This window comes from Streptomyces sp. NBC_01707 (assembly GCF_041438805.1).
GTDB lineage: Bacteria > Actinomycetota > Actinomycetes > Streptomycetales > Streptomycetaceae > Streptomyces.
Window position 1 is genome coordinate 3,975,458 of sequence record NZ_CP109190.1, and the last position, 22,224, is coordinate 3,997,681.

General features: G+C 70.2%; 23 protein-coding genes. 10 read left to right on the top strand and 13 right to left on the bottom strand.

Features of this window, described 5'->3' with window-relative positions; translation table 11 throughout:
• Positions 1 to 52: 52 nt before the first annotated feature.
• Positions 53 to 787: a ferritin-like fold-containing protein gene (locus tag OG963_RS17775; protein ID WP_030915437.1), complete on the bottom strand. Its 735-nt coding sequence runs from the start codon at positions 785 to 787 to the stop codon at positions 53 to 55.
• Positions 788 to 1,261: 474 nt separating this feature from the next.
• On the opposite strand from OG963_RS17775, the gene OG963_RS17780 reads away from it, so the two are divergent.
• A complete protein-coding gene (locus OG963_RS17780) occupies positions 1,262 to 3,103 on the top strand; it encodes a DEAD/DEAH box helicase (protein ID WP_093772751.1) in 1,842 nt (613 codons plus the stop codon).
• Positions 3,104 to 3,242: 139 nt separating this feature from the next.
• Complete coding sequence (locus tag OG963_RS17785; protein ID WP_093772753.1) at positions 3,243 to 4,091, top strand: alpha/beta fold hydrolase; 849 nt, start codon at positions 3,243 to 3,245, stop codon at positions 4,089 to 4,091.
• Between the two features lies 1 nt (position 4,092).
• Here OG963_RS17785 and OG963_RS17790 read toward each other — a convergent pair whose 3' ends face one another.
• Positions 4,093 to 4,989: an NYN domain-containing protein gene (locus tag OG963_RS17790; protein ID WP_030969626.1), complete on the bottom strand. Its 897-nt coding sequence runs from the start codon at positions 4,987 to 4,989 to the stop codon at positions 4,093 to 4,095.
• Positions 4,990 to 5,199: 210 nt separating this feature from the next.
• On the opposite strand from OG963_RS17790, the gene OG963_RS17795 reads away from it, so the two are divergent.
• Positions 5,200 to 5,352 carry a hypothetical protein gene (locus tag OG963_RS17795; protein WP_093772755.1) on the top strand — a complete coding sequence of 51 codons (153 nt, stop codon included), beginning with the start codon at positions 5,200 to 5,202 and terminating at the stop codon, positions 5,350 to 5,352.
• A 77-nt stretch (positions 5,353 to 5,429) separates the two neighbouring features.
• Here the strand turns inward: OG963_RS17795 and OG963_RS17800 are convergent, their stop codons facing one another.
• The 3 genes from OG963_RS17800 to OG963_RS17810 all read right to left on the bottom strand — a co-directional run bounded on the left by OG963_RS17800 (position 5,430) and on the right by OG963_RS17810 (position 7,818).
• The gene (locus tag OG963_RS17800; RefSeq protein ID WP_078852621.1) at positions 5,430 to 6,035 is read right to left on the bottom strand and encodes a MarC family protein; all 606 of its coding nucleotides are present in this window, start codon (positions 6,033 to 6,035) and stop codon (positions 5,430 to 5,432) included.
• Positions 6,036 to 6,178: 143 nt separating this feature from the next.
• A complete protein-coding gene (locus OG963_RS17805) occupies positions 6,179 to 7,045 on the bottom strand; it encodes a PHP domain-containing protein (RefSeq protein ID WP_030915424.1) in 867 nt (288 codons plus the stop codon).
• Between the two features lie 128 nt (positions 7,046 to 7,173).
• Positions 7,174 to 7,818 carry a DUF6758 family protein gene (locus OG963_RS17810; RefSeq protein ID WP_093772757.1) on the bottom strand — a complete coding sequence of 215 codons (645 nt, stop codon included), beginning with the start codon at positions 7,816 to 7,818 and terminating at the stop codon, positions 7,174 to 7,176.
• A 157-nt stretch (positions 7,819 to 7,975) separates the two neighbouring features.
• Here OG963_RS17810 and OG963_RS17815 point away from each other — a divergent pair, with 157 nt between their 5' ends.
• On the top strand, positions 7,976 to 9,208 hold the full coding sequence (locus OG963_RS17815; protein ID WP_371799230.1) for an MFS transporter: 1,233 nt from the start codon (positions 7,976 to 7,978) through the stop codon (positions 9,206 to 9,208).
• 88 nt (positions 9,209 to 9,296) lie between these two features.
• Here OG963_RS17815 and OG963_RS17820 read toward each other — a convergent pair whose 3' ends face one another.
• On the bottom strand, positions 9,297 to 9,881 hold the full coding sequence (locus OG963_RS17820; protein WP_030915414.1) for a suppressor of fused domain protein: 585 nt from the start codon (positions 9,879 to 9,881) through the stop codon (positions 9,297 to 9,299).
• Between the two features lie 408 nt (positions 9,882 to 10,289).
• Between OG963_RS17820 and OG963_RS17825 the strand changes: the two genes are divergently transcribed.
• On the top strand, positions 10,290 to 11,405 hold the full coding sequence (locus OG963_RS17825; protein ID WP_030915411.1) for a magnesium and cobalt transport protein CorA: 1,116 nt from the start codon (positions 10,290 to 10,292) through the stop codon (positions 11,403 to 11,405).
• A 13-nt stretch (positions 11,406 to 11,418) separates the two neighbouring features.
• Positions 11,419 to 11,943, top strand: coding sequence for a hypothetical protein (locus OG963_RS17830; RefSeq protein WP_093772761.1), 525 nt, complete (start codon positions 11,419 to 11,421; stop codon positions 11,941 to 11,943).
• A 16-nt stretch (positions 11,944 to 11,959) separates the two neighbouring features.
• On the opposite strand, the gene OG963_RS17835 is transcribed toward OG963_RS17830, so the two are convergent.
• On the bottom strand, positions 11,960 to 12,730 hold the full coding sequence (locus OG963_RS17835) for a hypothetical protein (RefSeq protein ID WP_093772763.1): 771 nt from the start codon (positions 12,728 to 12,730) through the stop codon (positions 11,960 to 11,962).
• Between the two features lie 201 nt (positions 12,731 to 12,931).
• Between OG963_RS17835 and OG963_RS17840 the strand changes: the two genes are divergently transcribed.
• The 3 genes from OG963_RS17840 to OG963_RS17850 are packed head-to-tail and all read left to right on the top strand — an operon-like array spanning position 12,932 to position 15,945.
• Positions 12,932 to 14,206, top strand: coding sequence for a magnesium transporter MgtE N-terminal domain-containing protein (locus OG963_RS17840; RefSeq protein ID WP_030915403.1), 1,275 nt, complete (start codon positions 12,932 to 12,934; stop codon positions 14,204 to 14,206).
• Positions 14,196 to 14,768: a DUF1003 domain-containing protein gene (locus tag OG963_RS17845; protein WP_093772765.1), complete on the top strand. Its 573-nt coding sequence runs from the start codon at positions 14,196 to 14,198 to the stop codon at positions 14,766 to 14,768. Before OG963_RS17840 ends, OG963_RS17845 begins: the two co-directional genes overlap by 11 nt.
• Positions 14,769 to 14,811: 43 nt before the next feature.
• Positions 14,812 to 15,945, top strand: a complete 1,134-nt coding sequence (locus OG963_RS17850) for an Mrp/NBP35 family ATP-binding protein (protein WP_030915398.1) — start codon at positions 14,812 to 14,814, stop codon at positions 15,943 to 15,945.
• Positions 15,946 to 16,054: 109 nt separating this feature from the next.
• On the opposite strand, the gene OG963_RS17855 is transcribed toward OG963_RS17850, so the two are convergent.
• The 5 genes from OG963_RS17855 to sigE form a co-directional block, all read right to left on the bottom strand.
• Positions 16,055 to 16,714, bottom strand: coding sequence for a hypothetical protein (locus OG963_RS17855; RefSeq protein WP_030915395.1), 660 nt, complete (start codon positions 16,712 to 16,714; stop codon positions 16,055 to 16,057).
• 118 nt (positions 16,715 to 16,832) lie between these two features.
• On the bottom strand, positions 16,833 to 17,309 hold the full coding sequence (locus tag OG963_RS17860) for a sec-independent translocase (protein ID WP_030915392.1): 477 nt from the start codon (positions 17,307 to 17,309) through the stop codon (positions 16,833 to 16,835).
• 106 nt (positions 17,310 to 17,415) lie between these two features.
• Positions 17,416 to 19,194 (bottom strand): trypsin-like peptidase domain-containing protein, encoded by a 1,779-nt coding sequence (locus OG963_RS17865; RefSeq protein ID WP_371799231.1) that lies wholly within the window; start codon positions 19,192 to 19,194, stop codon positions 17,416 to 17,418.
• A 110-nt stretch (positions 19,195 to 19,304) separates the two neighbouring features.
• Complete coding sequence (locus tag OG963_RS17870; protein ID WP_371799232.1) at positions 19,305 to 20,297, bottom strand: zf-HC2 domain-containing protein; 993 nt, start codon at positions 20,295 to 20,297, stop codon at positions 19,305 to 19,307.
• Positions 20,294 to 21,055: an RNA polymerase sigma factor SigE gene (gene sigE / locus OG963_RS17875; RefSeq protein WP_176902140.1), complete on the bottom strand. Its 762-nt coding sequence runs from the start codon at positions 21,053 to 21,055 to the stop codon at positions 20,294 to 20,296. Before sigE ends, OG963_RS17870 begins: the two co-directional genes overlap by 4 nt.
• Before the next feature lie 181 nt (positions 21,056 to 21,236).
• On the opposite strand from sigE, the gene OG963_RS17880 reads away from it, so the two are divergent.
• Positions 21,237 to 21,902, top strand: a complete 666-nt coding sequence (locus tag OG963_RS17880; protein WP_030915381.1) for an O-methyltransferase — start codon at positions 21,237 to 21,239, stop codon at positions 21,900 to 21,902.
• Between the two features lie 116 nt (positions 21,903 to 22,018).
• On the opposite strand, the gene OG963_RS17885 is transcribed toward OG963_RS17880, so the two are convergent.
• A complete protein-coding gene (locus tag OG963_RS17885; RefSeq protein WP_003966491.1) occupies positions 22,019 to 22,186 on the bottom strand; it encodes a DUF3117 domain-containing protein in 168 nt (55 codons plus the stop codon).
• Between the last annotated feature and the right edge of the window lie 38 nt (positions 22,187 to 22,224).

Genomic DNA, 22,224 nt, shown 5'->3' on the forward strand with positions numbered 1-22,224 from the left:
GGGACCGGCCGACCGGACCGCCCGACCGGTCCGGGGCCGACAGCGCCCTGGGTCAGGCAGCCAGTCCGAGCGCGGCCATCCGCTTGGTGTGCGCCTCGGTGATCCGCGAGAACATCCGGCCGACCTCCGCCAGGTCGAACCCGTCGGCCACCCCGCCGACCAGCATCGTCGACAGCGCGTCGCGGTCGGCGACCACCCGCTGGGCCTGCGAGAGCGCCTCGCCCATCAGCCGGCGGGCCCAGAGGGCGAGACGGCCGCCGACGCGCGGGTCGGCCTCGATGGCGGCGCGCACCTTCTCGACGGCGAAGTTGCCGTGGCCCGTGTCGTCGAGCACGGCGAGGACGAGCGAACGGGTGTCCGAGTCGAGGCGGGCGGCCACCTCACGGTAGAAGTCACTCGCGATCGAGTCACCCACATACGCCTTGACCAGGCCCTCGAGCCAGTCCGACGGGGCGGTCTGGCGGTGGAAGTCGTCGAGCGCCTTCGCAAAAGGCTCCATGGCGGCGGTCGGCTCCGTGTCGATCGCCGTCAGCCGGTCCGTCAACCGCTCGAAGTGATGGAATTCGGCGGACGCCATCTTCGCCAGCTCCGCCTTGTCGGCCAGCGTCGGCGCGAGTTTGGCGTCCTCGGCGAGCCGCTCGAAGGCCGCCAGCTCTCCGTATGCGAGCGCCCCCAGCAGATCCACGACCGCGGCGCGGTACTGCGGTTCCGCCGATGCGGTGGCCCAGTCCTGGGCGGCGATTCCGGTGGGTGCGGGGGCTTCAGTGGCGTTGTCAGGCGTCTCCATGGACCGCAGAATAGCCCGCCCGGCAGAGGGTGGAAGGGCCTGGTCAGCCACCGACATCACACCGTTCCGATGAATTCGCCCAACACACATGCGCGAATCCGGGGTACAGTGATATTGCGCCGAGAGAGCATTTTGTATGTGCCGGTGGCGCGAAATGAATGAGGATGCCCGGTCGGTGGCCCGATCGGCTCCGACCCGACAGCCCTCCACGCGGGGCGTACGACACGTACGACCGCAGATGAGGGGCCCCCTCAGCGGCACGAGCGCTCGAGCGACGGCAGTGGTCCCGCGCCACCCGGCCCATCCACGGCCGGATGACCAACCCCGGCACGGTACGACCCCCAGCGTTCGCCTCGGACCGCGTCTCACAGAAGAGGCAGCACCCTGACTACGTTCCGAGACCTCGGGATTCTTCCCGAGACGGCCGAGGCCCTTGAGGCCGTCGGCATCGTGTCCCCGTTCCCCATCCAGGAGATGACGCTCCCCGTCGCACTCTCCGGCTCCGACGTGATCGGACAGGCCAAGACCGGTACCGGCAAGACGCTCGGTTTCGGTCTTCCGCTGCTGGAGCGCGTCACCGTCCCCGCGGACGTCGAGGCAGGCCGGGCCCAGCCCGAGCAGCTGACCGAGGCCCCGCAGGCACTGGTCGTCGTCCCCACCCGTGAGCTCTGCCAGCAGGTCACCAACGACCTGCTGACGGCCGGCAAGGTGCGTAACGTCCGCGTTCTCGCCATCTACGGCGGCCGTGCGTACGAACCCCAGGTCGAGGCCCTGAAGAAGGGCGTCGACGTGATCGTCGGCACCCCGGGGCGACTGCTCGACCTGGCAGGACAGCGCAAGCTCGACCTGTCGCACGTGCGCTCGCTCGTTCTCGACGAGGCCGACGAGATGCTCGACCTGGGCTTCCTGCCCGACGTCGAGAAGATCATCACGATGCTTCCGCCCAAGCGCCAGACCATGCTGTTCTCGGCGACCATGCCGGGTGCGGTCATCGGCCTCGCGCGGCGTTACATGTCGCAGCCGACGCACATCCGTGCCACCTCGCCCGACGGCGAGGGCGCGACCGTCGCGAACATCTCGCAGCACGTCTTCCGGGCCCACTCGATGGACAAGCCCGAGATGGTCTCGCGCATCCTGCAGGCCAACGGCCGCGGACTCGCGATGATCTTCTGCCGTACGAAGCGCACGGCCGCCGACATTGCCGAGCAGCTGGAGAAGCGCGGTTTCGCGTCCGGCGCGGTCCACGGCGACCTCGGCCAGGGCGCCCGTGAGCAGGCGCTGCGCGCGTTCCGCAACGGCAAGGTGGACGTGCTCGTCTGCACCGACGTCGCAGCCCGCGGTATCGACGTCGAGGGCGTCACGCACGTCATCAACTACCAGTCGCCGGAGGACGAGAAGACGTACCTCCACCGCATCGGCCGGACCGGCCGTGCCGGTGCCAAGGGCATCGCGATCACGCTGGTCGACTGGGACGACATCCCGCGCTGGCAGCTGATCAACAAGGCGCTCGACCTGAAGTTCCCCGACCCGGTCGAGACGTACTCCACGTCACCGCACCTCTTCGAGGAGCTCGACATCCCGGCCGGCACCAAGGGCGTGCTCCCGCGCACCGAGCGGACCCGTGCGGGTCTTCGGGCCGAGGAGATCGAGGACCTGGGCGAGACGGGCGGCCGTGGCCGTAAGTCGTCCGCCGCGTCCTCGGCGCCTGCGGCAGCCGAGGAGCGGGCGCCGCGTACACCGCGTCAGCGTCGTCGTACCCGGGGCGGGTCCTCGGTCGCGGACGGCGCCGCAGCCGCCGCGGTGCCGGCACCGACCTCGGAGGCCGTGGCGGTCACTGACGCGCCTGCCGAGCCGCGCACGCCGCGTCGCCGTCGTCGTACCCGTGCCGGAGCCGCGGATGTCGCGGCCGAGGCCGCGGTGGCCGTGGCGGAGGCTCCGGCCACCGTTGCCGAGGCACCCGTGACGGTCGAGGCGGAGCCGGTGGCCGAGGCCAAACCGCGTCGTCGCCGGGCTCGCGTCGTCGCCAAGGCGGCGGACGAGGTCGACTTCCAGATCGCGCCGATCGCCGAGCCGATGCCGGAGGTCAAGGCGGTGACCAAGCCGCGTCGTCGCACCCGGGTCGTCGCCAAGCCGGCGGCCGACGAGGTCGACTTCCAGATCGCGCCGATCGCCGAACCGGTGCCGGAGAGCAAGCCGCGCCGGCGGACGCGGGCTGCGGCCAAGCCGAAGGCGGAGACCGTGGCGGAGGCCCCGGTCGCCGAGGTCGAGGCCAAGCCGCGGCGTCGTCGGACGCGGGCGGCCACCACCGAGGGCTGATCGCACCAGGTCGGTCGATCCGGGGCTGCACCCCGGACGCTTGAACTGCCGGACGGGCTTGAGGGCTACCTCAAGCCCGTCCGGCGTTTGAGGGCACCCGATTCAGCCCGTGCGGCGTTCGAGGACATAGCCTCTTTCCATGAGTCGGCCGCACACCTTCACCCCGCCTCCCTGCGCCCGCGTCCACCCGCTGCGCACCGCGCGCGGGGACTTTGCCGTGCTGGAGGCCCTGCCACCCGCCGAACCGCGTGGCACCGCCCTCCTGTTGCCCGGTTACATGGGCAGCAAGGAGGACTTCATCGCGCTCCTCGAACCGCTCTCCGCCGCCGGGTACCGCATCGTCGCCGTCGATGGGCGCGGACAGTACGAGACCGAGGGGACGGACCGTCAAGAGACATACGCCCAGGGCGAGTTGGCTCTTGACGTACTCGCCCAGGCCGCCGCGCTGGACGCCGGTGACGACGGCGCCGTGCATCTGCTCGGGCATTCGCTCGGCGGCCAGATCGCGCGCGCTGCCGTGCTGCTCGACGCCTCGCCGTTCCGTTCACTGACGCTGATGTCCTCCGGCCCCGCCCAGGTCACCGAGGCCCAGCAGCTCAAGGTGAAGATGCTCGGCGACGCGCTCACGACGCTGAGCATGGCCGAGGTGTGGGAGGCGATGCGCGCCCTCGACCCGCCGGAGGACGCGGCCATGGACGGCGAGGGTCTGCGCCGGCGCTGGCTGCGGCACCGGGCCGCCCAGCTGATCGCCACCGGCCGGCAGCTGGTGACCGAGCCGGACCGGGTGGCCGAACTCGCCGCCGTACCGCTGCCCGTCCATGTACTGTCCGGCGAGCGCGACGACACCTGGCCGGTGCCCCTGCTCGACACGATGGCGCAGCGCCTCGGCGCGCACCGCACCACGATCGCGGGCGCCGAACACTCCCCCAACACGGACCGCCCGGAGCCGACCGCTGCCGCGCTCGTCTCCTTCTGGGACGGCGTATAGCTCAGTACTGCGCCTGCAGGTGCTGCCAGAAGCCGTCGCGCAGCGCCCGCCTCAGGTGGGCGTGGCCGCGCAGCGAGTGCTGGAGGAGTCGTTCGGCCTCGACCAGCAGATCCTGGTCGACGGAGCCCGGCAGGTAGGGGTGTCCGGGCAGCAGATCGGCGAGGGACTCGCGACCGCGGGCGGCGAGCCAGGCCGCGGCGATCTGCGCGCCGACGAAACGGACGTCGTCGCGCGAGGGGGCCGGAGTGTCGTCCTCGTACGTGGTGACGGGGCGTCTGGTGACGTACGGGCGGCAGAAGTCGAGGTCGAAGGTGCGCTGGCTGTCCACTTCCCAGAGCAGCGGTTCGGCCTGGTTGCGGCCTTCTCCGGCCTCGATGCCCCACAGGTGGACCCGGGCCCCGTACCCCTGCGCCGCCTCGACCGCCGACACCAGGTCCTCGTCGCCGCCGACGAGCGCCGCATCACTGATGGCGCGGTGCCGGGCGAGCGACTCGAGGTCGGTGCGGATGAGTGAGTCGACCCCCTTCTGCTGGTTGTTGGCGTTGAGGTTGCCGAGTCTGACCTTGACGTCGGGGAGTTCGGCGATGGACTGCTGCTCGACGGTGTGGATCCGGCGCCTGGCCCCGTCGTACCAGTACACGCGCAGGAGTCTGCTGTCCGCGAAGATCGTGCGGGCCTTGTCGATGAACGCCTCGATCAGCCCTTCCGCGTCGAGGTCGAAGGAGCGCCGGTCCTCGGTGCCGGTGACGAGCAGCCCGGCCGCCGCGTACACATAGCCCGCGTCCACGAAGATCGCGTGGGTCGAGGGAGTCTTCGACACCTCGGCGAGCATGCGTTTGAGCAGCTCGTTGGTGCGGTCCAGGCGCTCGCCGATCTCTGCGATCTCTGCCTCGCTCATGCGGACCTCATCGTCCGCGCACGACCCGTTACCCACTGGTACTTAGACATCCAAAAAATTTCCTTAGCGTAGGGAATGTTTGCAGAGAGCATGCCGTTGTACACCCTGTGGAGCGCGAGACACCGATGCCTGGTGCTCCACATCCTTGCGGACGGATCATCCGTCCTCCCAGTAGTTCTCCAGCAGGAGGATCAGACGAAGGGAAGCCATATGCGCTTCGAGATCATGCGACTCGACGATGTCGACGGTACCGCCGTGGACAGCACCGTCGTGGACGCCGCCTCCGTCAACCGGATCGTGCAGCAGGCCGCCGCGACAGGCCAGCGCATCTATATCCGCCCGGCCGAGACCTCGGCTTCGTAACACCTGACGACGCACAAAGACGAAGCGCCCCCGTACGGACTGTCCGTACGGGGGCGCTGTGGCATGCGGGGGCGCCGTCAGGAGCCCTGGATGACCTGGGTGATCCCGTTGATGATCTGCTGGACGGCGATGGCGGAGAGCATCATGCCGGCGAGCCGCGTCACCAGCACGACACCACCGTCCTTGATCACACGGATGATCAGCAGCGAGTAGCGCATGGCCAGCCAGAGCACGACGTGCATGGCGACGATCGCCGTCCAGACGGAGATCTGCATGGCGAAGCTGTCGGCGTGCTGCACCGCCAGGATCACCGACACGATCGCCCCGGGTCCGGCGAGCAGTGGCATGCCCAGCGGTACGAGTGCCACGTTGACGTCCTTCGTCTGCGTCGGCTCGTCGGTCTTGCCGGTCAGCAGATCGAGCGCGATCAGCAGCAGAAGAAGTCCGCCCGCGATCATCAGGGCAGGGACGGAGACATGCAGATAGTCGAGGATCTGCTGACCGAGCACGCCGAAGACGGCGATCACACCGAAGGCGACCGCGACCGCCTGGAACGCCATCCGGCGCTGGATCTTGGCGGGCCGTCCGGCGGTGAGGGCGAGAAAGATCGGGGTGATCCCGGGCGGATCCATAATCACAAAAAGCGTGAGAAAAAGGGATCCGAAGACAGCAACGTCGAACACAGTGAGGCCTTGCGAGAAGAGAGCGGGTCGAAACAGGACACACGCAGCCCACGGCCGGGTCCGGCCGGGCACGCGAAGAAAGAGGGGGGTGACGTACGCGACGTACGTGGGCGATGAAGTGCGCGAGGCGCGCGGGCGGGGAGCTACGCGGGGCGGGGTCCGCCGGCACCCGGCACCGGGAAGGCTCCCGTGGCGCGCCGGGTGATCTCGCCGTAGATCTCCGGGTCGGTGGTGTATTCGCCGAGCCGTACGGTCTTCCGGCTGCCGTGGTAGTCGCTGGAACCGGTGGCCAGCAGCCCCAGTTCCTTGGCGAGCCCACGCAGCCGGGCCCTGGTCGGCTCGTCATGGTCCATGTGGTCGACCTCGATGCCGTCGAGGCCTGCCGCGGCGAACCTGGCTATCGATGCCTCGGGCACCACCTCACCGCGCTTGACGGCGAGCGGGTGGGCGAAGACGGTGACGCCACCGGCGGCCTTGACCAGCCGGATGGCGTCGAAAGGGTCGAGTTCGTGCTTCTCGGCGTACGCGCGTCCACCGTTGGCGAGCCACTCGGGGGTGAAGGCGTCGGAGACGGTCTCGACGACACCGAGCTCGACGAGCGCGGTGGCGATGTGCGGCCTGCCGACCGATCCGTCGCCGGCGATCCGGGCGACCTGCTCCCACTCGACGGGAACGCCGAGCGCCTGGAGCTTGCGCACCATCGTCTGCGCACGCGGCACCCGGTCGTCGCGGACCAGCTCGCGTTCGCGTGCCAACTCGGGCTCGTCGGGGTCGAAGAGGTACGCGAGCATGTGCAGGCCCACGCCGTCGATGCGGCAGGAGAGCTCGGCACCGGTGACGAGAGTGAGGCCCTCGGGGAGCGCGGCCGTCGCCTCGGCGTGGCCGCGGACGGTGTCGTGGTCGGTGAGAGCGACGACATCGAGCCCTGCCGCGGCGGCGTTCCGCACCAGCTCGGCGGGGGTGTCCGTGCCGTCCGACGCGGTGGAGTGGGTGTGCAGGTCGATGTGCACGACGCGTACTCCAGTGCTCTCAGCCGGACAGGGGGGAAGCCCAAGGATAACCGGCATTCGAACACCGTCCGGTCAGGACGGCAGGACAGCGGCCGACGCAGCAGCGCGGCCGGGTGCGTGCCGCGACCTCAGGGCTGGCTGAGCAGTCGCGGGCTGAGCGCCCCGCAGGGCACGAGGTCGACCTCTCCGCCGGCGTCGCGCAGATCGGTCAGTATCAGCTCGTCGTACATGAGCAGCGCGGACTGCTCGGGCCAGACGACCGCCCACAGCCAGAGCCCACGCGCCTCGCCCGCGAAGACCGCCCGGTCCTCGGGTGCGCTCTTGACCTGCCAGAGCGGGGTGGGCCGTCCGGCGGCCAGCACCTTGGCATTGGGAGGGCCGTCGACATGGAGGTAGGGGCCCGGGTCGGGGCCGTCGATCCCGGCGTAGCGCGCGCCGAGGCCGACCCCGAGCTCCTCGGCGACGAGCAGCATCTCGCCCACCCCGCCGAGCGGACCGGGGCCCGAACAGGCGACGACGGTGGCGCGGCCGCCGCTGCGGTCGTCCCCCGCGTACGCCACGCCGGTGAACAGCCAGCCGACCGGCAGCGGCCAGGGCATCCACACCGGCACCCGGGCACGGTGCACCACCACGCCGAGCGCCTCGACGCTGGGTGGGATCACCGGCTGCAGCGGATACACGGCGCCGTGCACGGCGCACTGCCAGGTGTCGGCGAAAAGACCGGGCGCCCTGACCCGGCCACCGCACTTCGGGCAACTGGGTTCGCCCCTCATAGCGCCCAACGGTCCTCCCCGGCTGTCGCCGCGTCAAGGACGATCACCCGTCCGCAGCGTGGCTCTCGCCAGGATAAATAGATGTAGTTTGCATTCATTAGGTTCTCTAACTTATTGTGTGCATGACGCATCGATCTACTGGAGAGCGAGAACACCCATGCCGGCAGCGGATCCATTCGATCAGGGAACGGGCAGCATCCTGCGCCAGCCCAAGGCCGTCTGGGCCACGGCCGGCGCCTCGGTCGTCGCGTTCATGGGGATCGGGCTGGTCGACCCGATCCTGCCGTCCATCGCCAAGGGACTCGAGGCCACGCCCAGCCAGGTGTCCCTGCTCTTCACCTCGTACTTCCTGATCACCGCGGTCGCGATGCTGGTCACCGGTTTCGTCTCCAGCAGGATCGGCGGCCGTAAGACACTGCTGACCGGCCTCGCGCTCGTCGTCGTCTTCGCCGGACTCTCCGGCACGTCGTCGTCCGTCGCCGAACTCGTCGGCTTCCGGGCCGGCTGGGGGCTCGGCAACGCACTCTTCGTCTCGACGGCTCTCGCCGTGATCGTCGGCGCGGCGGCCGGCGGCAGCTCCGCGGCGATCCTGCTGTACGAGTCGGCGCTCGGCCTCGGCATGGCCTGCGGACCGCTGCTCGGCGCGCTGCTCGGTGACGCCAGTTGGCGCTACCCGTTCTTCGGCACCGCGGCGCTGATGGCGATCGGCTTCATCTGCATCACGGCGTTCCTGAAGGAACAGCCGAAGCCGGCCCGCAGGACCTCACTGCTCGATCCGGTCAGGGCGCTGGGTCACGGCGGCCTCGCCTCGGTCGCGGCCTCGGCGTTCTTCTACAACTACGCGTTCTTCACGATCCTGGCGTTCACCCCGTTCGTGCTGAACATGACGCCGTACAAGTCGGGCGCGGTCTTCTTCGCCTGGGGTCTGTTGCTCGCCGTCTTCTCGGTGCTCGTCGCACCCCGGCTGCAGAAGCGCTTCGGCTCGCTCAAGGTGCTCGGCGCCTCGCTGGTCCTGCTCGCCGTCGACCTGCTCGTCCTCGGCTACGGCAATCACACCGCGGCGATCGTCTGCACGATCGTCTCCGGTGCCTTCATCGGCATGAACAACACCGTCTACACGGAGCTGGCGCTCGGCGTCTCGGACGCGCCGCGCCCGGTGGCGAGCGCGGGCTACAACTTCGTCCGCTGGTTCGCCGCGGCCGCCGCCCCGTATCTCGCCCCGAAGATCGAGGAGTGGAGCAACATCCACGTCCCGTTCGTGGTCGCCGCGCTCGCGGCCGTGGCCGGCGCGCTCGTCGTCCGGATCCGGCGTACGGCCCTGACGCATGAGGCGGAGGGGCTGGAGCCGAAGCACGCCACCGAGGACGGCGTCACGGTCTTCGCCAACTGACCTCCGGGTCGACCCTGTTCCGCCCCGCCCCCGGCTCCCCCTCCTGGCCGCGCGGCGGGGCTCCCCCGCATCCCGTATGACGTACGTCTCAGTCCAGGGTTACGGAGGTACGCAGCGGATCACGCAGATCCGTCCCGTGCGACAGCCACCGCTCCTGCAGCTCCTGCGCCCCGCGGACCCGCTTCCACGCCGCCTCGTTGTGCGTCATCGGCAGCAGCGGCAGGAACCGCACCGGCTCCATCGGCTCGTCCAGTTCGAGGTCCTCGACCAGACCGCCCGACTCGGCGACCAGCACGGAGCTGAACGGCGCCCCGGGCCACAGCGGTTCACCGAGGTCCAGGGAGGCGCCCGGCGCCACGATCAGCCCCTCGACCTGCGGCGAGGCCGCCAGCACCGCCAGCCCGCGGAGGACCTTGTCGGTGTCGGCGAGACCGGCCCGCACGGAGAGGACCAGCTCGGCGCGTGGTCCCTTCACCGGGTCCGCCAGGGCAGCGGTCGGGTCCGCCATCGGCTGGGCGGACATGCCGAGCGTCGCGTAGCGCACCACATCGCCGTCGACGAAACGGAGCACCTCGATCCGGTCCGTACCGAGGAACGTCACCGCGGCGCGTGCGTCCGGTTCACCCAGAGCCGTCCGGAGACGGGCCTCGACCAGAGCAAGAATTTCTCCCATGTGGCGAGCATAGAACGCGTATCGAACGGGCAAAGTAAGGGATTGGCCCTGTGTCGGCTGATAGTCTTGGCCGCTGGTCGGACAGCACGCAGAAGCGTCGCTCTCAGTTCCGACGACACGTCATCCCCCACGGGGGACCGGCTGGAGGAGGTGGGGCTGCAATGGATCGAAGTCGATCGTGCAGTACCGATCGCTCTTCCGCCCGACACCTTTCTTCGGTGATCTGAAGCCTTCTCGGTCAAGGCCCGGGGCATTGCGCACGACGGAAGAGCACTCCTTTTTTGCCTGTCTGTAGCGAACGCCGTCATCGTGCCGCCGCGGTGCCGCCCGCTTTGCGGATGTGAGCACACGTCCCCATTCCGGGCTGTTCCAGGCGCCCGACGACGGCCCTCCGTGAAGGAGCCAGCCATGTCGATGATCCGTGACCTGCGCGCCGCCGTGCGCCCGTCCCTGCGCAAGACCAACGTCCTGCACAGCAATTACGACACCACCCGTGACCCGTCCGCCTCCAGCGCGGTCGTCGACTGCGCGGTCTACCGCGACGGCCGGCGCCAGGAGAGCGGAAGCTGCCTGACACCGCACGAGGCGATGCTCCGGGTACGGGAGAAGGGCGGCTTCGCCTGGATCGGCCTCCACGAGCCGACCGAGGCCGAATTCGCCGGGATCGCCCGGGAGTTCGGGCTCCACCCGCTCGCCGTCGAGGACGCCGTCCACGCCCACCAGCGGCCGAAGCTGGAGCGGTACGACGACACGCTGTTCACCGTCTTCAAGACCATCCACTACGTCGAGCACGCCGAGCTCACCGCGACCAGCGAGGTCGTCGAGACCGGTGAGGTGATGTGCTTCACCGGCCGGGACTTCGTCATCACCGTCCGGCACGGCGGGCACGGCTCGCTGCGTGCGCTGCGGCACCGGCTGCAGGACGACCCCGAGCTGCTCGCCAAAGGGCCGTCGGCCGTACTGCACTCCATCGCCGACCATGTCGTGGACGGCTACATCGCGGTGGCGGACGCCGTCCAGGACGACATCGACGAGGTGGAGATCGAGGTCTTCTCCACTCCCGCGAAGGGCAGCCCGCGCGGTTCGGACGCCGGCCGGATCTACCAGCTGAAGCGTGAGGTGCTGGAGTTCAAGCGGGCCGTCTCGCCGCTGCTTCGGCCGATGCAGCTGCTCAGCGAGCGGCCGATGCGGCTGGTCGACCCGGACATCCAGAAGTACTTCCGGGACGTCGCCGACCACCTGGCGCGGGTGCACGAAGAGGTGATCGGCTTCGACGAACTGCTGAACTCGATCCTGCAGGCCAACCTGGCGCAGGCGACCGTCGCCCAGAACGAGGACATGCGCAAGATCACGTCCTGGGCGGCCATCATCGCCGTGCCGACCATGATCTGCGGCGTCTACGGCATGAACTTCGACCACATGCCGGAACTGCGGTGGACGTACGGCTATCCGATGGTGATGGGCGTCATCGGGGTCGTCTGCTTCTCCATCCACCGCTCGCTCAAGCGCAACGGGTGGCTCTAATAGAGTTCGGCCCATGACTGCTGCTGCCGCTGACTCGCTGCTCGGACCGGCCCTCGTCGAGGAGGCCACCAAGAAGTCCGGCCTCATCTGGGTGCGCGGCACCGGGCCCGCGCGGGCGCTGTGGCACACATGGCACGAGGGGGCGGCCCATCTCGTCGGGGACGGCCCCGGCGAGCAGCCGCTGCCGGCCGGTCTCACCGACGGGTCCGTCGCCGAGGTGACCGTACGCAGCAAGGACAAGGGCGGCCGACTGGTCGCCTGGACGGCCGCCGTGACGGAGCTCGCGCCGCATTCCGAGGAGTGGGAGGCGGCGGTCGCCGAGCTCAAGGGCAAGCGGCTGAACGCACCGGACGCCGAGCAGATGACCGAGCGGTGGGCACGCGAGTGCCGGGTGCTGCGGCTGACGCCCGGCGCCTCCCGCACGGACCTGCCGGACATCTCGCACGCGGCGGCGCCGCTGCCGACCCCGGCGACCACCCGCCGCCCCGTGCCCGACGCGCTCCCGCGACTGCTGCTGAAGCGCCGCCGCAAGAGCTGACGGCGGGCGGACGGCACTACGAGGTGGACTTGGGGAGCTGCTGCCCGTAGTCGACGGTGTCGCCCTTGGCCGGGGCCTTCAGCTCGAAGTCCAGGCCCCAGTCGGCGAGCGTGAGAATGCCTCCGCCACCGCCACGGGCGAACCGCAGCGGATACGGCGTGCCCTTCAGCGAGACATCGAGCGCACCGCCCTCGCCCTTCCCGCCGAGGATCTGGACGGTACGGACGGAACCCACCTTGCCGTGGTCACCCTTGTTGACCTTGCCGTGCAGTGTGAGCATCCCGTCGAGCAGGGTCTTCATGTCCGTGAAGCCGCGCAGCTGCTTGTACGTGGGATCGCCCTGGGGGACCTTCACGTACTTGTTCTGGAGCTTGTCCCCGGCCGCGGCACCTGCGTCGCCCTTGCCGTCCGTGCTGCCCTTCTCGTCGTGGCTCCAGAAGCCGGAGTCGGCCTTCAGGTAGACCTCGTCACCGATCCGCAGCAGCTCGAACGTGCTGTTCTTCGAGGTGAGCGAACCGGTGCCGCCGTCCTCCTTGAGCCGCATGTCGATCTTGTACGTGCCGCCCTTGCTGACCAGCGTGCCGGCCAGCCGCACCGCGTCCGCGGAGTCCGCCGCCTTCTGCGCCCGGTTCTCGATCTCCGCCGCCGAGAGTCTGCCGACGCCGTTGGTCCCCTTGTCCGGATCCTCGCTGCCGCACGCCGTCAGGGCTGCGATCAGGCCCGCACAGAGCAGGACGGCAACAGCGGTCCGGCGGCGGGGAGCGACGGGCGGGACAAAAGAGGTCACGGGCGCACTGCCTCTCATCTGCGTGTGGGGGTGGCTGACGGCAGCGTACCGGTGCCCGGTACGCCGTCCGGCGCAGAGCCGTACGGACGGCTCCACCGGGCCGACCCGGAGCGGTACGGGCTAGCCTGATCCCGTCATAACAGCGCATAACCGACTGAACGGACCGTAGCCGTCTCGACGGGACGGAAGGAGGCACGCACCGTGGCCGCAGGCGCCTCCCGGGTCTTCGTCTCGCACCTCTCCGGCGTACCCGTCTTCGACCCCAACGGCGACCAGGTGGGCCGCGTCCGCGATCTCGTCGCGATGCTGCGGGTCGGCGGCCGTCCACCACGGCTGCTCGGCTTCGTCGTCGAGGTGGTCAGCCGGCGCCGGATCTTCCTCCCGATGACCCGGGTGACGGGCATCGACTCGGGCCAGGTCATCACCACCGGCGTGGTGAACATGCGGCGCTTCGAGCAGCGCCCCACCGAGCGCCTGATCCTCGGCGAGTTCCTGGACCGCCGGGTCCGGCTGGTGGAGACCGACGAGGAGGTCACCATCCTCGACGTCGCGATCCAGCAGCTCCCGGCCCGCCGCGACTGGGAGATCGTCAAGTACTACGTGCGCAAGGGCAGGGGCGGGGCGCTGCGCCGCAAGGGCGAGACCCTCACGGTGGACTGGTCGGCGGTGCGCGGCTTCTCGCTGGAGGAGCACGGGCAGGGCGCGGAGTCGCTCGTCGCCACGTTCGAGCGGCTGCGCCCGACCGACGTGGCCAACGCGCTGCACCATCTGTCGCCGAAGCGGCGCGCCGAGGTGGCCGCCGCGCTCGACGACGACCGGCTCGCCGACGTGCTGGAGGAGCTGCCCGAGGACGACCAGGTGGAGATCATCGGCAAGCTCAAGGAGGAGCGCGCCGCCGACGTCCTGGAGGCGATGGACCCGGATGACGCGGCCGACCTGCTCTCCGAACTGCCGGAGGAGGACAAGGAGCGGCTGCTGATGCTGATGCGGCCGGACGACGCGGCGGACGTGCGGCGGCTGATGTCGTACGAGGAGAGGACCGCGGGCGGTCTGATGACCACCGAGCCGATCGTGCTGCGGCCGGACGCCACGGTCGCCGACGCGCTCGCCCGGGTCCGCCGCTCCGACCTGTCACCGGCGCTCGCCGCGCAGGTGTACGTGTGCCGGCCGCCGGACGAGACGCCGACCGGAAAGTACCTGGGCGCGGTGCACTTCCAGCGGCTGCTGCGCGACCCGCCTTTCACCCTGGTCAGCTCGATCGTCGACAGCGACCTCGTGCCACTGACCCCGGACACCCCGCTGTCGGTGGTGACCAGTTACCTGGCGGCGTACAACCTGGTCTCGGTACCCGTCGTGGACGAGAGCGGGTCGCTGCTCGGTGCGGTGACCGTCGACGACGTGCTCGACCATCTGCTGCCCGAGGACTGGCGGGAGACCGACTTCCACAGCGAGGAGTGGGTGGCCCATGGCGGGTGAGGACCGCTCCCGGGCGTCGGGCCCCGGGCCCTCGTCGACGGGGTCGTCGGCGATGACGCGCACCGCCAGGGGCCGACTGGACCAGCCCAAGGACCTGCGGCCGCGGCTTCTGCCGGAGTACGACCCCGAGGCGTTCGGCCGGTTCTCCGAGCGGATCGCCCGCTTCCTCGGCACCGGGCGGTTCATCGTCTGGATGACGCTGATCATCATCGTCTGGGTGCTGTGGAACATCTTCGCCCCGGTGAAGCTGCGCTTCGACGAGTACCCGTTCATCTTCCTGACGCTGATGCTGTCGCTCCAGGCCTCGTACGCGGCCCCGCTGATCCTGCTCGCGCAGAACCGGCAGGACGACCGCGACCGGGTCACCCACGAGCAGGACCGCAAGCAGAACGAGCGCTCCATCGCGGACACCGAGTACCTCACCCGGGAGATCGCGTCCCTGCGGATGGGGCTCGGCGAGGTCGCCACCCGCGACTGGATCCGCTCGGAACTCCAGGACATGGTGAAGGACATGGACGACCGGCGCGCACTATTTTCTGCCGAGAGTGACGAAGACCGCTGACGGCCCATCCCGGCGGCGGGTGCGGGCGCCGTAACATCGTCGTATGGCTACCGAAGACGCGGTGCGCGAAGCACTGGCGACAGTGAACGACCCGGAGATCCACCGACCGATCACCGAACTCGGCATGGTCAAGTCGGTCGAGATCGCCGCTGACGGTGCGGTCGCTGTCACGGTGTATCTCACGGTGTCCGGCTGCCCGATGCGCGAGACCATCACCAAGAACGTGACCGAAGCGGTGGCGAAGGTCGAAGGCGTCACGCGCGTCGACGTGACACTCGACGTGATGAGCGACGAACAGCGCAAGGAACTCGCGTCGTCGCTGCGCGGCGGCACGGCGGAGCGCGAGGTGCCGTTCGCCAAGCCCGGCTCGCTGACCCGGGTGTACGCGGTGGCGTCCGGCAAGGGCGGCGTCGGCAAATCGTCCGTGACGGTGAACCTCGCGGCGGCGATGGCCGCCGACGGACTCAAGGTCGGCGTCGTCGACGCGGACATCTACGGGCACAGCGTGCCGCGGATGCTCGGCGCGGACGGCAAGCCGACCCAGGTCGAGAACATGATCATGCCGCCGTCGGCATACGGCGTGAAGGTCATCTCCATCGGCATGTTCACCCCGGGCAACGCCCCGGTGGTGTGGCGTGGCCCGATGCTGCACCGAGCGCTGCAGCAGTTCCTCGCCGATGTCTACTGGGGCGACCTCGACGTCCTGCTGCTCGACCTGCCGCCGGGCACCGGTGACATCGCGATCTCCGTGGCACAGCTCGTGCCGAACGCGGAGATCCTGGTCGTCACGACCCCGCAGCAGGCCGCGGCCGAGGTGGCCGAGCGGGCGGGCTCGATCGCGGTGCAGACCCACCAGAAGATCGTCGGCGTCGTCGAGAACATGTCCGGCATGCCGTGCCCGCACTGCGACGAAATGGTCGACGTGTTCGGCACGGGCGGCGGCCGGAAGGTGGCCGAGGGCCTGACGAGGACGGTCGGCGCGGAGGTGCCGGTGCTCGGCTCCATCCCGATCGACGTACGTCTGCGCGAGGGCGGCGACGAGGGCAAGCCCGTGGTCCTCTCGGACCCGGACTCCCCGGCCGGCAAGGCGCTGCGCGCGATCGCGGAGCGGCTGGGCGGCCGTCAGCGGGGCCTGTCGGGCATGTCTCTGGGGATCACCCCGCGCAACAAGTTCTGAAAACCGCCCGAGTCCTCGATCGCCGCGACGGGAGCAGTCCGTCCGGCGATCGGGGAAGGGGCGGCGAACCGGACGCGTCCGGTCGCGGCTCACCGCACCCGTCGAGCCGCTACGCGTAGGTGGCGATGTCTGCGACCACCGAGAACCCGAGTCCGTACGCGCTCATCCCGCGCCCGTACGCCCCGATGTGCACCCCGTCGTGCGCCGACCCCGCCAGCACCCACCCGTACTCGGACTCGCGGTAGTGGAACGGCACCGGAACCCCGTCCACCGGCAGGGACAGCACCTGCCACGCGGGACCGTCCAGATCGTCGGCGAGTTCGAACGCCGTCTCCGTCTGCTGGTCCAGCCAGTCGTCGCGCAGCGTGTGGTCCAGCTGCGGGGGCCAGGTGAACGACAGCAGGCCCGAGCCCGCCAGCCAGGCGGCGGACGACACCGTGGTCGCGTCCAGGACTCCCGTACCGTCGCCGCTGCGCCGCACGGGACTGCTGCCCACGGTCACCACGACCGCGAACCGCTGCTTGTCACCACCCGAGTCGCCCCGGACCAGCGGCTCGTCACCGTGCCCGGTCGATCCGTGCTGCACCGTGCCGTCCGCCGCCGTACCGACCTGCATCAGCCAGCGCGGACCGGTGAAGGCCTCGTCCAGTCCGTACCAGGGGAACGACGCCTGCAGATAGCCGTCGACCGTACGCCGGGCCGCCGGCACCTCCTCTTCGGTGACTGCGCTGGACGCACCTTCCGCGCCTGCCCGACTTGTCGTCTCCATCTGCCCGGCCGCCTCCTCGATCCCTAAGGTCCGGAGTGGCCCGCCCCCCTCGGGCAGCCTCGCAACCGGACAGATGGAGAATAGCCATACCGTCCGGACGAGTCGGGATTGACCGGTGTCAGGTGGCGTCGGCGTCGAACGGCGGGCGGTCGTCCTTCGCGGGCTGTTCACGCTTCTTGAGCAGGTCGGGAGCGCCCGGGGAGCCGTTCGCCGCGGTGATCGCAGCGCTGCCCGACACGCCGCCCGCCGACTCCACAGCCGTGGTCTCGCGCCCGTTCACCGCGTCGGTGACCTCCGCCATCTCCTTGCGCAGGTCGAAGCTCTCGCGGATCTCCTTCAGCCCGAGATCGTCGTTGCCGTCCATGAGCTGCTTGCGGACGAACGTCTTCGGGTTGAGATCCTCGAACTCGAAGTCCTTGAACTCCGGGCCGAGCTCCGTACGGATGTCTTCCTTGGCGCTCTCGGAGAACTCACGGATCTTCCGGATGAAGCGCGAGGCGTCCTGGATGACCTTGGGCAGCTTGTCCGGGCCGAAGACGAGCACGCCGAGGATCACGAGCGTCACCAGCTCGAGTGCGCCTATGTCATTGAACACCTAGTTGCTCCTCGTGTTCTCCGAGACCATGGACCAGGTCGGATGAGGTCCGGCCCCGGCCCACGGTACCCGGCGGAACTGTCCGGGCGGTAGCGTCCCGGTGCCGTCACGTGCCTGTTGCGGACCCGAGGGTCAAAGTCATGGACAGGTCTTTACCACCGCGGGTCAGGCCGAGGTCCAAACGGTCGCCCGGGCGGTGTGCGCGGATCTTCACGATCAGCTCCTCGCCGCTGTGCACCCGCTGGCCGTCCACCTCGGTGATGATGTCGCCCGGCTTGATGCCGGCCTTTGCACCGGGACCGCCCGGTGTCACCGCGGGCTTGCCCTCGGCGCCCTTCGCGCCGACCTTGGCGCCGTCACCGGTGTACTTCATGTCCAAGGTGACGCCGATCACCGGGTGGGTGGCCTTTCCGGTGTTGATCAGCTCCTCGGCTACCCGCTTGCCCTGATTGATCGGGATGGCGAATCCGAGGCCGATGGACCCCGCCTGGCCGCCCTCGGTCGTCGCACCGCTGTCGGCGGCGCGGATGGCGCTGTTGATGCCTATGACATGGGCGTCGGTGTCGACCAGCGGTCCGCCGGAGTTGCCCGGGTTGATGGGGGCGTCGGTCTGCAGCGCGTCCACGTAGCTGATGTCGCTGCCGTCGCCCTTCTCGCCGCCCGCCGTGATCGGCCGGTCCTTGGCGCTGATGATGCCGGAGGTGACGGTGTTGGACAGGTCGAAGGGGGCGCCGATGGCCACGACCGGGTCGCCGACCTGCACGTTGTCCGAGTTGCCCAGCGGCAGCGGCTTGAGCCCGGAGACGCCCTTGACCTTGACCACGGCGAGGTCGTAACCGCTGTCCTTGCCGACGACCTCGGCGCTCGCGGTCTCGCCGCCGCTGAACGTCACCGTGATGTCGCCGGAGGGGCCGGCCGGGGCGACCACATGGTTGTTGGTGAGGATGTGGCCCTCGTTGTCGAGGACGAAGCCGGTGCCGGTGCCCGATTCGGTGGTGCCGCTGACGTGGAGGGTGACCACGCTGGGCAGGGCGCTGGCCGCGATGCCCGCGACACTGTCGGGGGCGCGGCCGCCGCTGTTCTTCGCGGTCTGCGGGAGCTCGACCGTGGTCAGGCCGCCGTTGCGCTCGACGTAGGCCCCGATGCCACCGCCGATGCCGCCCGCCACGAGGGCGAGCAGCAGCGCGCCGACGAGCAGCGAACCGCGCCGGTTCCTCCCTCGTCCGCCGTCTGAGCCGAGCGGCTGACCGGCCTGGGTCAGTGGCTGCCGGTACCCACCCCAGGGGTCGTACTGCAGCCAGTGCGTGGACTGGGGCGGCGGGGGCGGGGGCGTGAAGGCCGGGCCGGGGACGGGGGCCTGGGCGGGGACGGGGACGGGTCCCTGGGTGGGCGCGGGGCCGGTGGGTACGTCCGCGCCGTTCGTGGCCGCGAACGGCGCGGGCACCGGGGTGCCGTGGGCCGGCGTCGGGACCGGGCGCTGCACGGGGGGCGCGGGCGCCCAGGGCCCGGGGCCGCCGTACGGCGGGGTGCTGTACTCATCGGGCTCGTGCAGTGGCTTCGCCGCCGGGGCGGGGGCGGTTGCCGGGACCGCCGGTGCGGCCGCCGGGGCCGGGGGAGTCGAGGCCGGGGCCGCGGGCGCCTGCGCCACGGGCTCGGGTGCTATGGGCTCGGGTGCTGCGGGCTGCGCGGGTGTCACGGGCTCGGGTGCCACGGGCTGCGCGGGCGCCACCGGTTCGGGCCGTGCGGGTGTGTCCGCGGCCCGCACGTCCTCGACCGGTGCATCCACCGCGGCCGCCGCACTCTCCGGCGCCGACGTGGTGGTGTGCCCCGGCGTGGGACGGCTCCACCACTTAGCCTTGGGCCCGGTGGGCTTTCCGTCGTCCATGTTCTCCCCGCAACTGCCGCAACTGGCCCTCAGCATGCCCGCGAGGGACGTCCCTCCGGGAATTCCTCCCGGGATTCAACCAGGTTTGCGAATGGCTGCGCAGACCCCGGTCAGCGCCGGGGGGAAAGCGGCAGACCGTGATCGGCGGAGCTCGGCAGGGCCGAGGCCGATGTAGGCGTCCAGGACGTGGTCGGCGAGGGCGCGGGGGACGTGGGGGTCAGTCCGCTGCCCAGCGCCCGGGTGAACAGGGGGCTGGTGGCAGTCGGACGTATCAGCGGCGGCGCGGACACATTGGTCAGCACCGGGACCATGAAGGGGTTGGGTGTCACGAGACCCGCGCCCAACATTGCGGGTACACGGCCGCTCGGCTGCTGGAACGGCGTGGCGGCGGCGACCGTGCGGCTGCTGTGGGGCGCGGCCGACGTGCCGATGCCACCACCACGGCGACTGGTCACGCTGCCGCGCTCGGCGCGTGCGTCCGCATCGAGGGGGGTCACGTTGTTGCCGGCGCCCTCGGCGCGGACCGGGGCGTCGGGACCGGCGTCCGTCGGCAGGGCACCGCCGAGCGCGATGGCAGCCAGCGAGACGGCGCTGGCCGCAGCGAAGGCGAACCTGCGTCCGCGCCACGGCGAACGGTCCGCGTCCCGGCCCACCTCATGGATGGGGAACGCGGAACGCGATGCGGCACCCGGAAGCACCGCGGCCGAGCCGTGCGGTGTCGGGATATAGCCGAAGCGGTCGAGCGGCGAGCTCCCCGAGGGTGAATCGGTGCGGCTGCCGGAAGGCCGGATCTCGGGGAAGAGTCCGTCGGCGAAGCGTCCGGAGCCGCCGAATGGTCTTCCTTGGCTGTCGTCGTCACCACCAGGCCCCCCGGGAAGGCCCTGCAGCCGGGCGAGGAACCCCTCGGACGGCGAAGGCGGGGCGGACTGCGCGAAGACGCTCTTCAGCCGCCGCTGGGCGGCAGCCTCGGCCTTGCACTTGGCGCAGGTCGCGAGATGGGCGAGCACCCGGTCACGGACGTCATGCTTGAGCTCACCGTCGACAAGCGCGGCAAGCCGGTCCCCCAGATGCTGTTCCGCAGGGGTCGGACCCGTGCCACTCACGCCGATCCGCCCTCCCCCGTCACCATCGCGCCCGCCAGCGAGCGCTGCTCGGCACGGGCCTCCGGAGAGCGGTGCTGCAGCGCCTTGCGCAGGTGCGAGCGTCCGCGGTGGATGCGGCTGCGCACGGTGCCGAGCTTCACGCCGAGTGTCGCGGCGATCTCCTCGTACGAGAGTCCCTCGATGTCACAGAGCACGACCGCGGCGCGGAACTCGGGCGCAAGGGTGTCCAGCGCCTGCTGCACGTCCGCGTCGAAGTGGGTGTCGTTGAAAACCTGCTGCGGGGACGGTTCACGGCTCGGCAGCCGCTCGGCGGCGTCGTCGCCGAGCGAGTCGAAACGGATCCGCTGCTTACGACGGACCATGTCCAGGAACAGGTTGGTCGTGATGCGGTGCAGCCAGCCCTCGAAGGTGCCGGGCGTATAGGTCGACAGCGAACGGAACACCCGGACGAAGACCTCCTGGGTGAGGTCCTCGGCATCATGCTGGTTGCCCGTCAGACGGTAGGCAAGGCGGTAGACACGACCGCTGTGCGTGCTGACGATCTCTTCCCATGAGGGCGGCATCCAAGCCTGGGAGTCCGCATCTGAGGCGAAGGTCGCGGTCGGTGCGGAGTCGTTGGAAGAACGGTCAGCAATGTTGGTCACGGATTTCGGCTCACCCGCCGACCTGAGGAAGCGCCGCAGCACTCCTCCCCGATCCACAGGCGCAGCCGCACCTCCCCTGTCGGCTCTGGTGGTGTCCAGTGGAGCCCCTACCATAGCCACCTCGCCCGTTAGCTCCGGATAAGCCTTTTTCCTGCTGGGGCCGGGGACCTTCCCGGGACCACCTGCCGCGGATTCCCGGGCCCGATCTGCGGGCCCTGTCCACGCGCTTTCCCCTGCCCCTTGATAACGCCCGGTCCCATCTGCGGGTTCCCGGGTACAGCGGATACAGTCACCGTTGCGCCAACTACGGGGACAGGAGAGGGTCATTACCGCCAACCGGCAGACGAGCTGGGCGTTCGCCGACGCCTTTGTCGCCGAGGACGAAGCACTGCGCTGGGCCCGGGACCGGGCCCGGGACGCAGGGCTCCGCTCGGTGTCACCGGGCACCGGCGCAGCGCTGCGCCTGCTCGCTGCCACGACGGACGCCAAGGCGGTGGCCGAGATCGGCACCGGAACCGGCGTCTCCGGCATCTATCTGCTGCACGGGATGCGACCCGACGGCGTGCTGACCACGGTGGATCCGGAGCCGGAGCGTCAGCAGTTCGCCCGCGAGGCGTTCCGGGCCGCGGGGTTCGCCGCCAATCGGGCCCGGTTCATCCCGGGGCGCGCCCTCGACGTACTTCCGCGACTCGCGGACGGCGGATACGACCTGGTGTTCTGCGACGGCGACCGGCTGGAGAGCCTGGACTGCCTCGCTGAATCGTTGCGCCTGCTGCGACCTGGCGGTCTGGTCTGCTTCGAGGGTGTCTTCGCGGACGGCCGCACGGTCGACTCGGCGGCACAGCCCGCGGAGGTGCTGAGGCTGCGGGAGCTGTTGCGGGCGGTGCGGGAGAGCCAGGAGCTGATGGCCACGTTGCTGCCGGTGGGCGACGGCCTGCTGTGCGCGGTCCGGCGCGGCTGACCGTCCGCCGGTTCTCGCCCCTCGTCCCGCACCCGGACTGCGACGAGTCCCGGACGCACCACTGCCCCGGCACGGGCTCCGTGGCGGGGCAGCGGTGAAGTGTGGGCGCCTCCGCGTCAGCCAACGACCTTCTTGAGGGCGTCGCCGAGCGCATCGGCCTCGTCCGGCGTCAGCTCCACGACAAGCCGACCGCCGCCTTCGAGCGGAACGCGCATGACGATGCCCCGCCCCTCCTTTGTCACCTCGAGCGGGCCGTCGCCCGTCCGCGGCTTCATGGCCGCCATGCTCGTTCCCCTTCCTGAAACCAGCTCATATCAACCGG

What these genes read in the sequence shown, in the direction of transcription:
- OG963_RS17775 (WP_030915437.1), bottom strand. Translation starts at nt 787, where the DNA reads ATGGAGACGCCTGACAACGCCACTGAAGCCCCCGCACCCACCGGAATC.
- OG963_RS17780 (WP_093772751.1), top strand. Translation starts at nt 1,262, where the DNA reads ATGACGCTCCCCGTCGCACTCTCCGGCTCCGACGTGATCGGACAGGCC.
- OG963_RS17785 (WP_093772753.1), top strand. Translation starts at nt 3,243, where the DNA reads ATGAGTCGGCCGCACACCTTCACCCCGCCTCCCTGCGCCCGCGTCCAC.
- OG963_RS17790 (WP_030969626.1), bottom strand. Translation starts at nt 4,989, where the DNA reads ATGAGCGAGGCAGAGATCGCAGAGATCGGCGAGCGCCTGGACCGCACC.
- OG963_RS17795 (WP_093772755.1), top strand. Translation starts at nt 5,200, where the DNA reads ATGCGCTTCGAGATCATGCGACTCGACGATGTCGACGGTACCGCCGTG.
- OG963_RS17810 (WP_093772757.1), bottom strand. Translation starts at nt 7,818, where the DNA reads ATGAGGGGCGAACCCAGTTGCCCGAAGTGCGGTGGCCGGGTCAGGGCG.
- OG963_RS17815 (WP_371799230.1), top strand. Translation starts at nt 7,976, where the DNA reads ATGCCGGCAGCGGATCCATTCGATCAGGGAACGGGCAGCATCCTGCGC.
- OG963_RS17820 (WP_030915414.1), bottom strand. Translation starts at nt 9,881, where the DNA reads ATGGGAGAAATTCTTGCTCTGGTCGAGGCCCGTCTCCGGACGGCTCTG.
- OG963_RS17825 (WP_030915411.1), top strand. Translation starts at nt 10,290, where the DNA reads ATGTCGATGATCCGTGACCTGCGCGCCGCCGTGCGCCCGTCCCTGCGC.
- OG963_RS17830 (WP_093772761.1), top strand. Translation starts at nt 11,419, where the DNA reads ATGACTGCTGCTGCCGCTGACTCGCTGCTCGGACCGGCCCTCGTCGAG.
- OG963_RS17845 (WP_093772765.1), top strand. Translation starts at nt 14,196, where the DNA reads ATGGCGGGTGAGGACCGCTCCCGGGCGTCGGGCCCCGGGCCCTCGTCG.
- OG963_RS17850 (WP_030915398.1), top strand. Translation starts at nt 14,812, where the DNA reads ATGGCTACCGAAGACGCGGTGCGCGAAGCACTGGCGACAGTGAACGAC.
- OG963_RS17855 (WP_030915395.1), bottom strand. Translation starts at nt 16,714, where the DNA reads ATGGAGACGACAAGTCGGGCAGGCGCGGAAGGTGCGTCCAGCGCAGTC.
- OG963_RS17865 (WP_371799231.1), bottom strand. Translation starts at nt 19,194, where the DNA reads ATGGACGACGGAAAGCCCACCGGGCCCAAGGCTAAGTGGTGGAGCCGT.
- sigE (WP_176902140.1), bottom strand. Translation starts at nt 21,055, where the DNA reads ATGGTAGGGGCTCCACTGGACACCACCAGAGCCGACAGGGGAGGTGCG.
- OG963_RS17885 (WP_003966491.1), bottom strand. Translation starts at nt 22,186, where the DNA reads ATGGCGGCCATGAAGCCGCGGACGGGCGACGGCCCGCTCGAGGTGACA.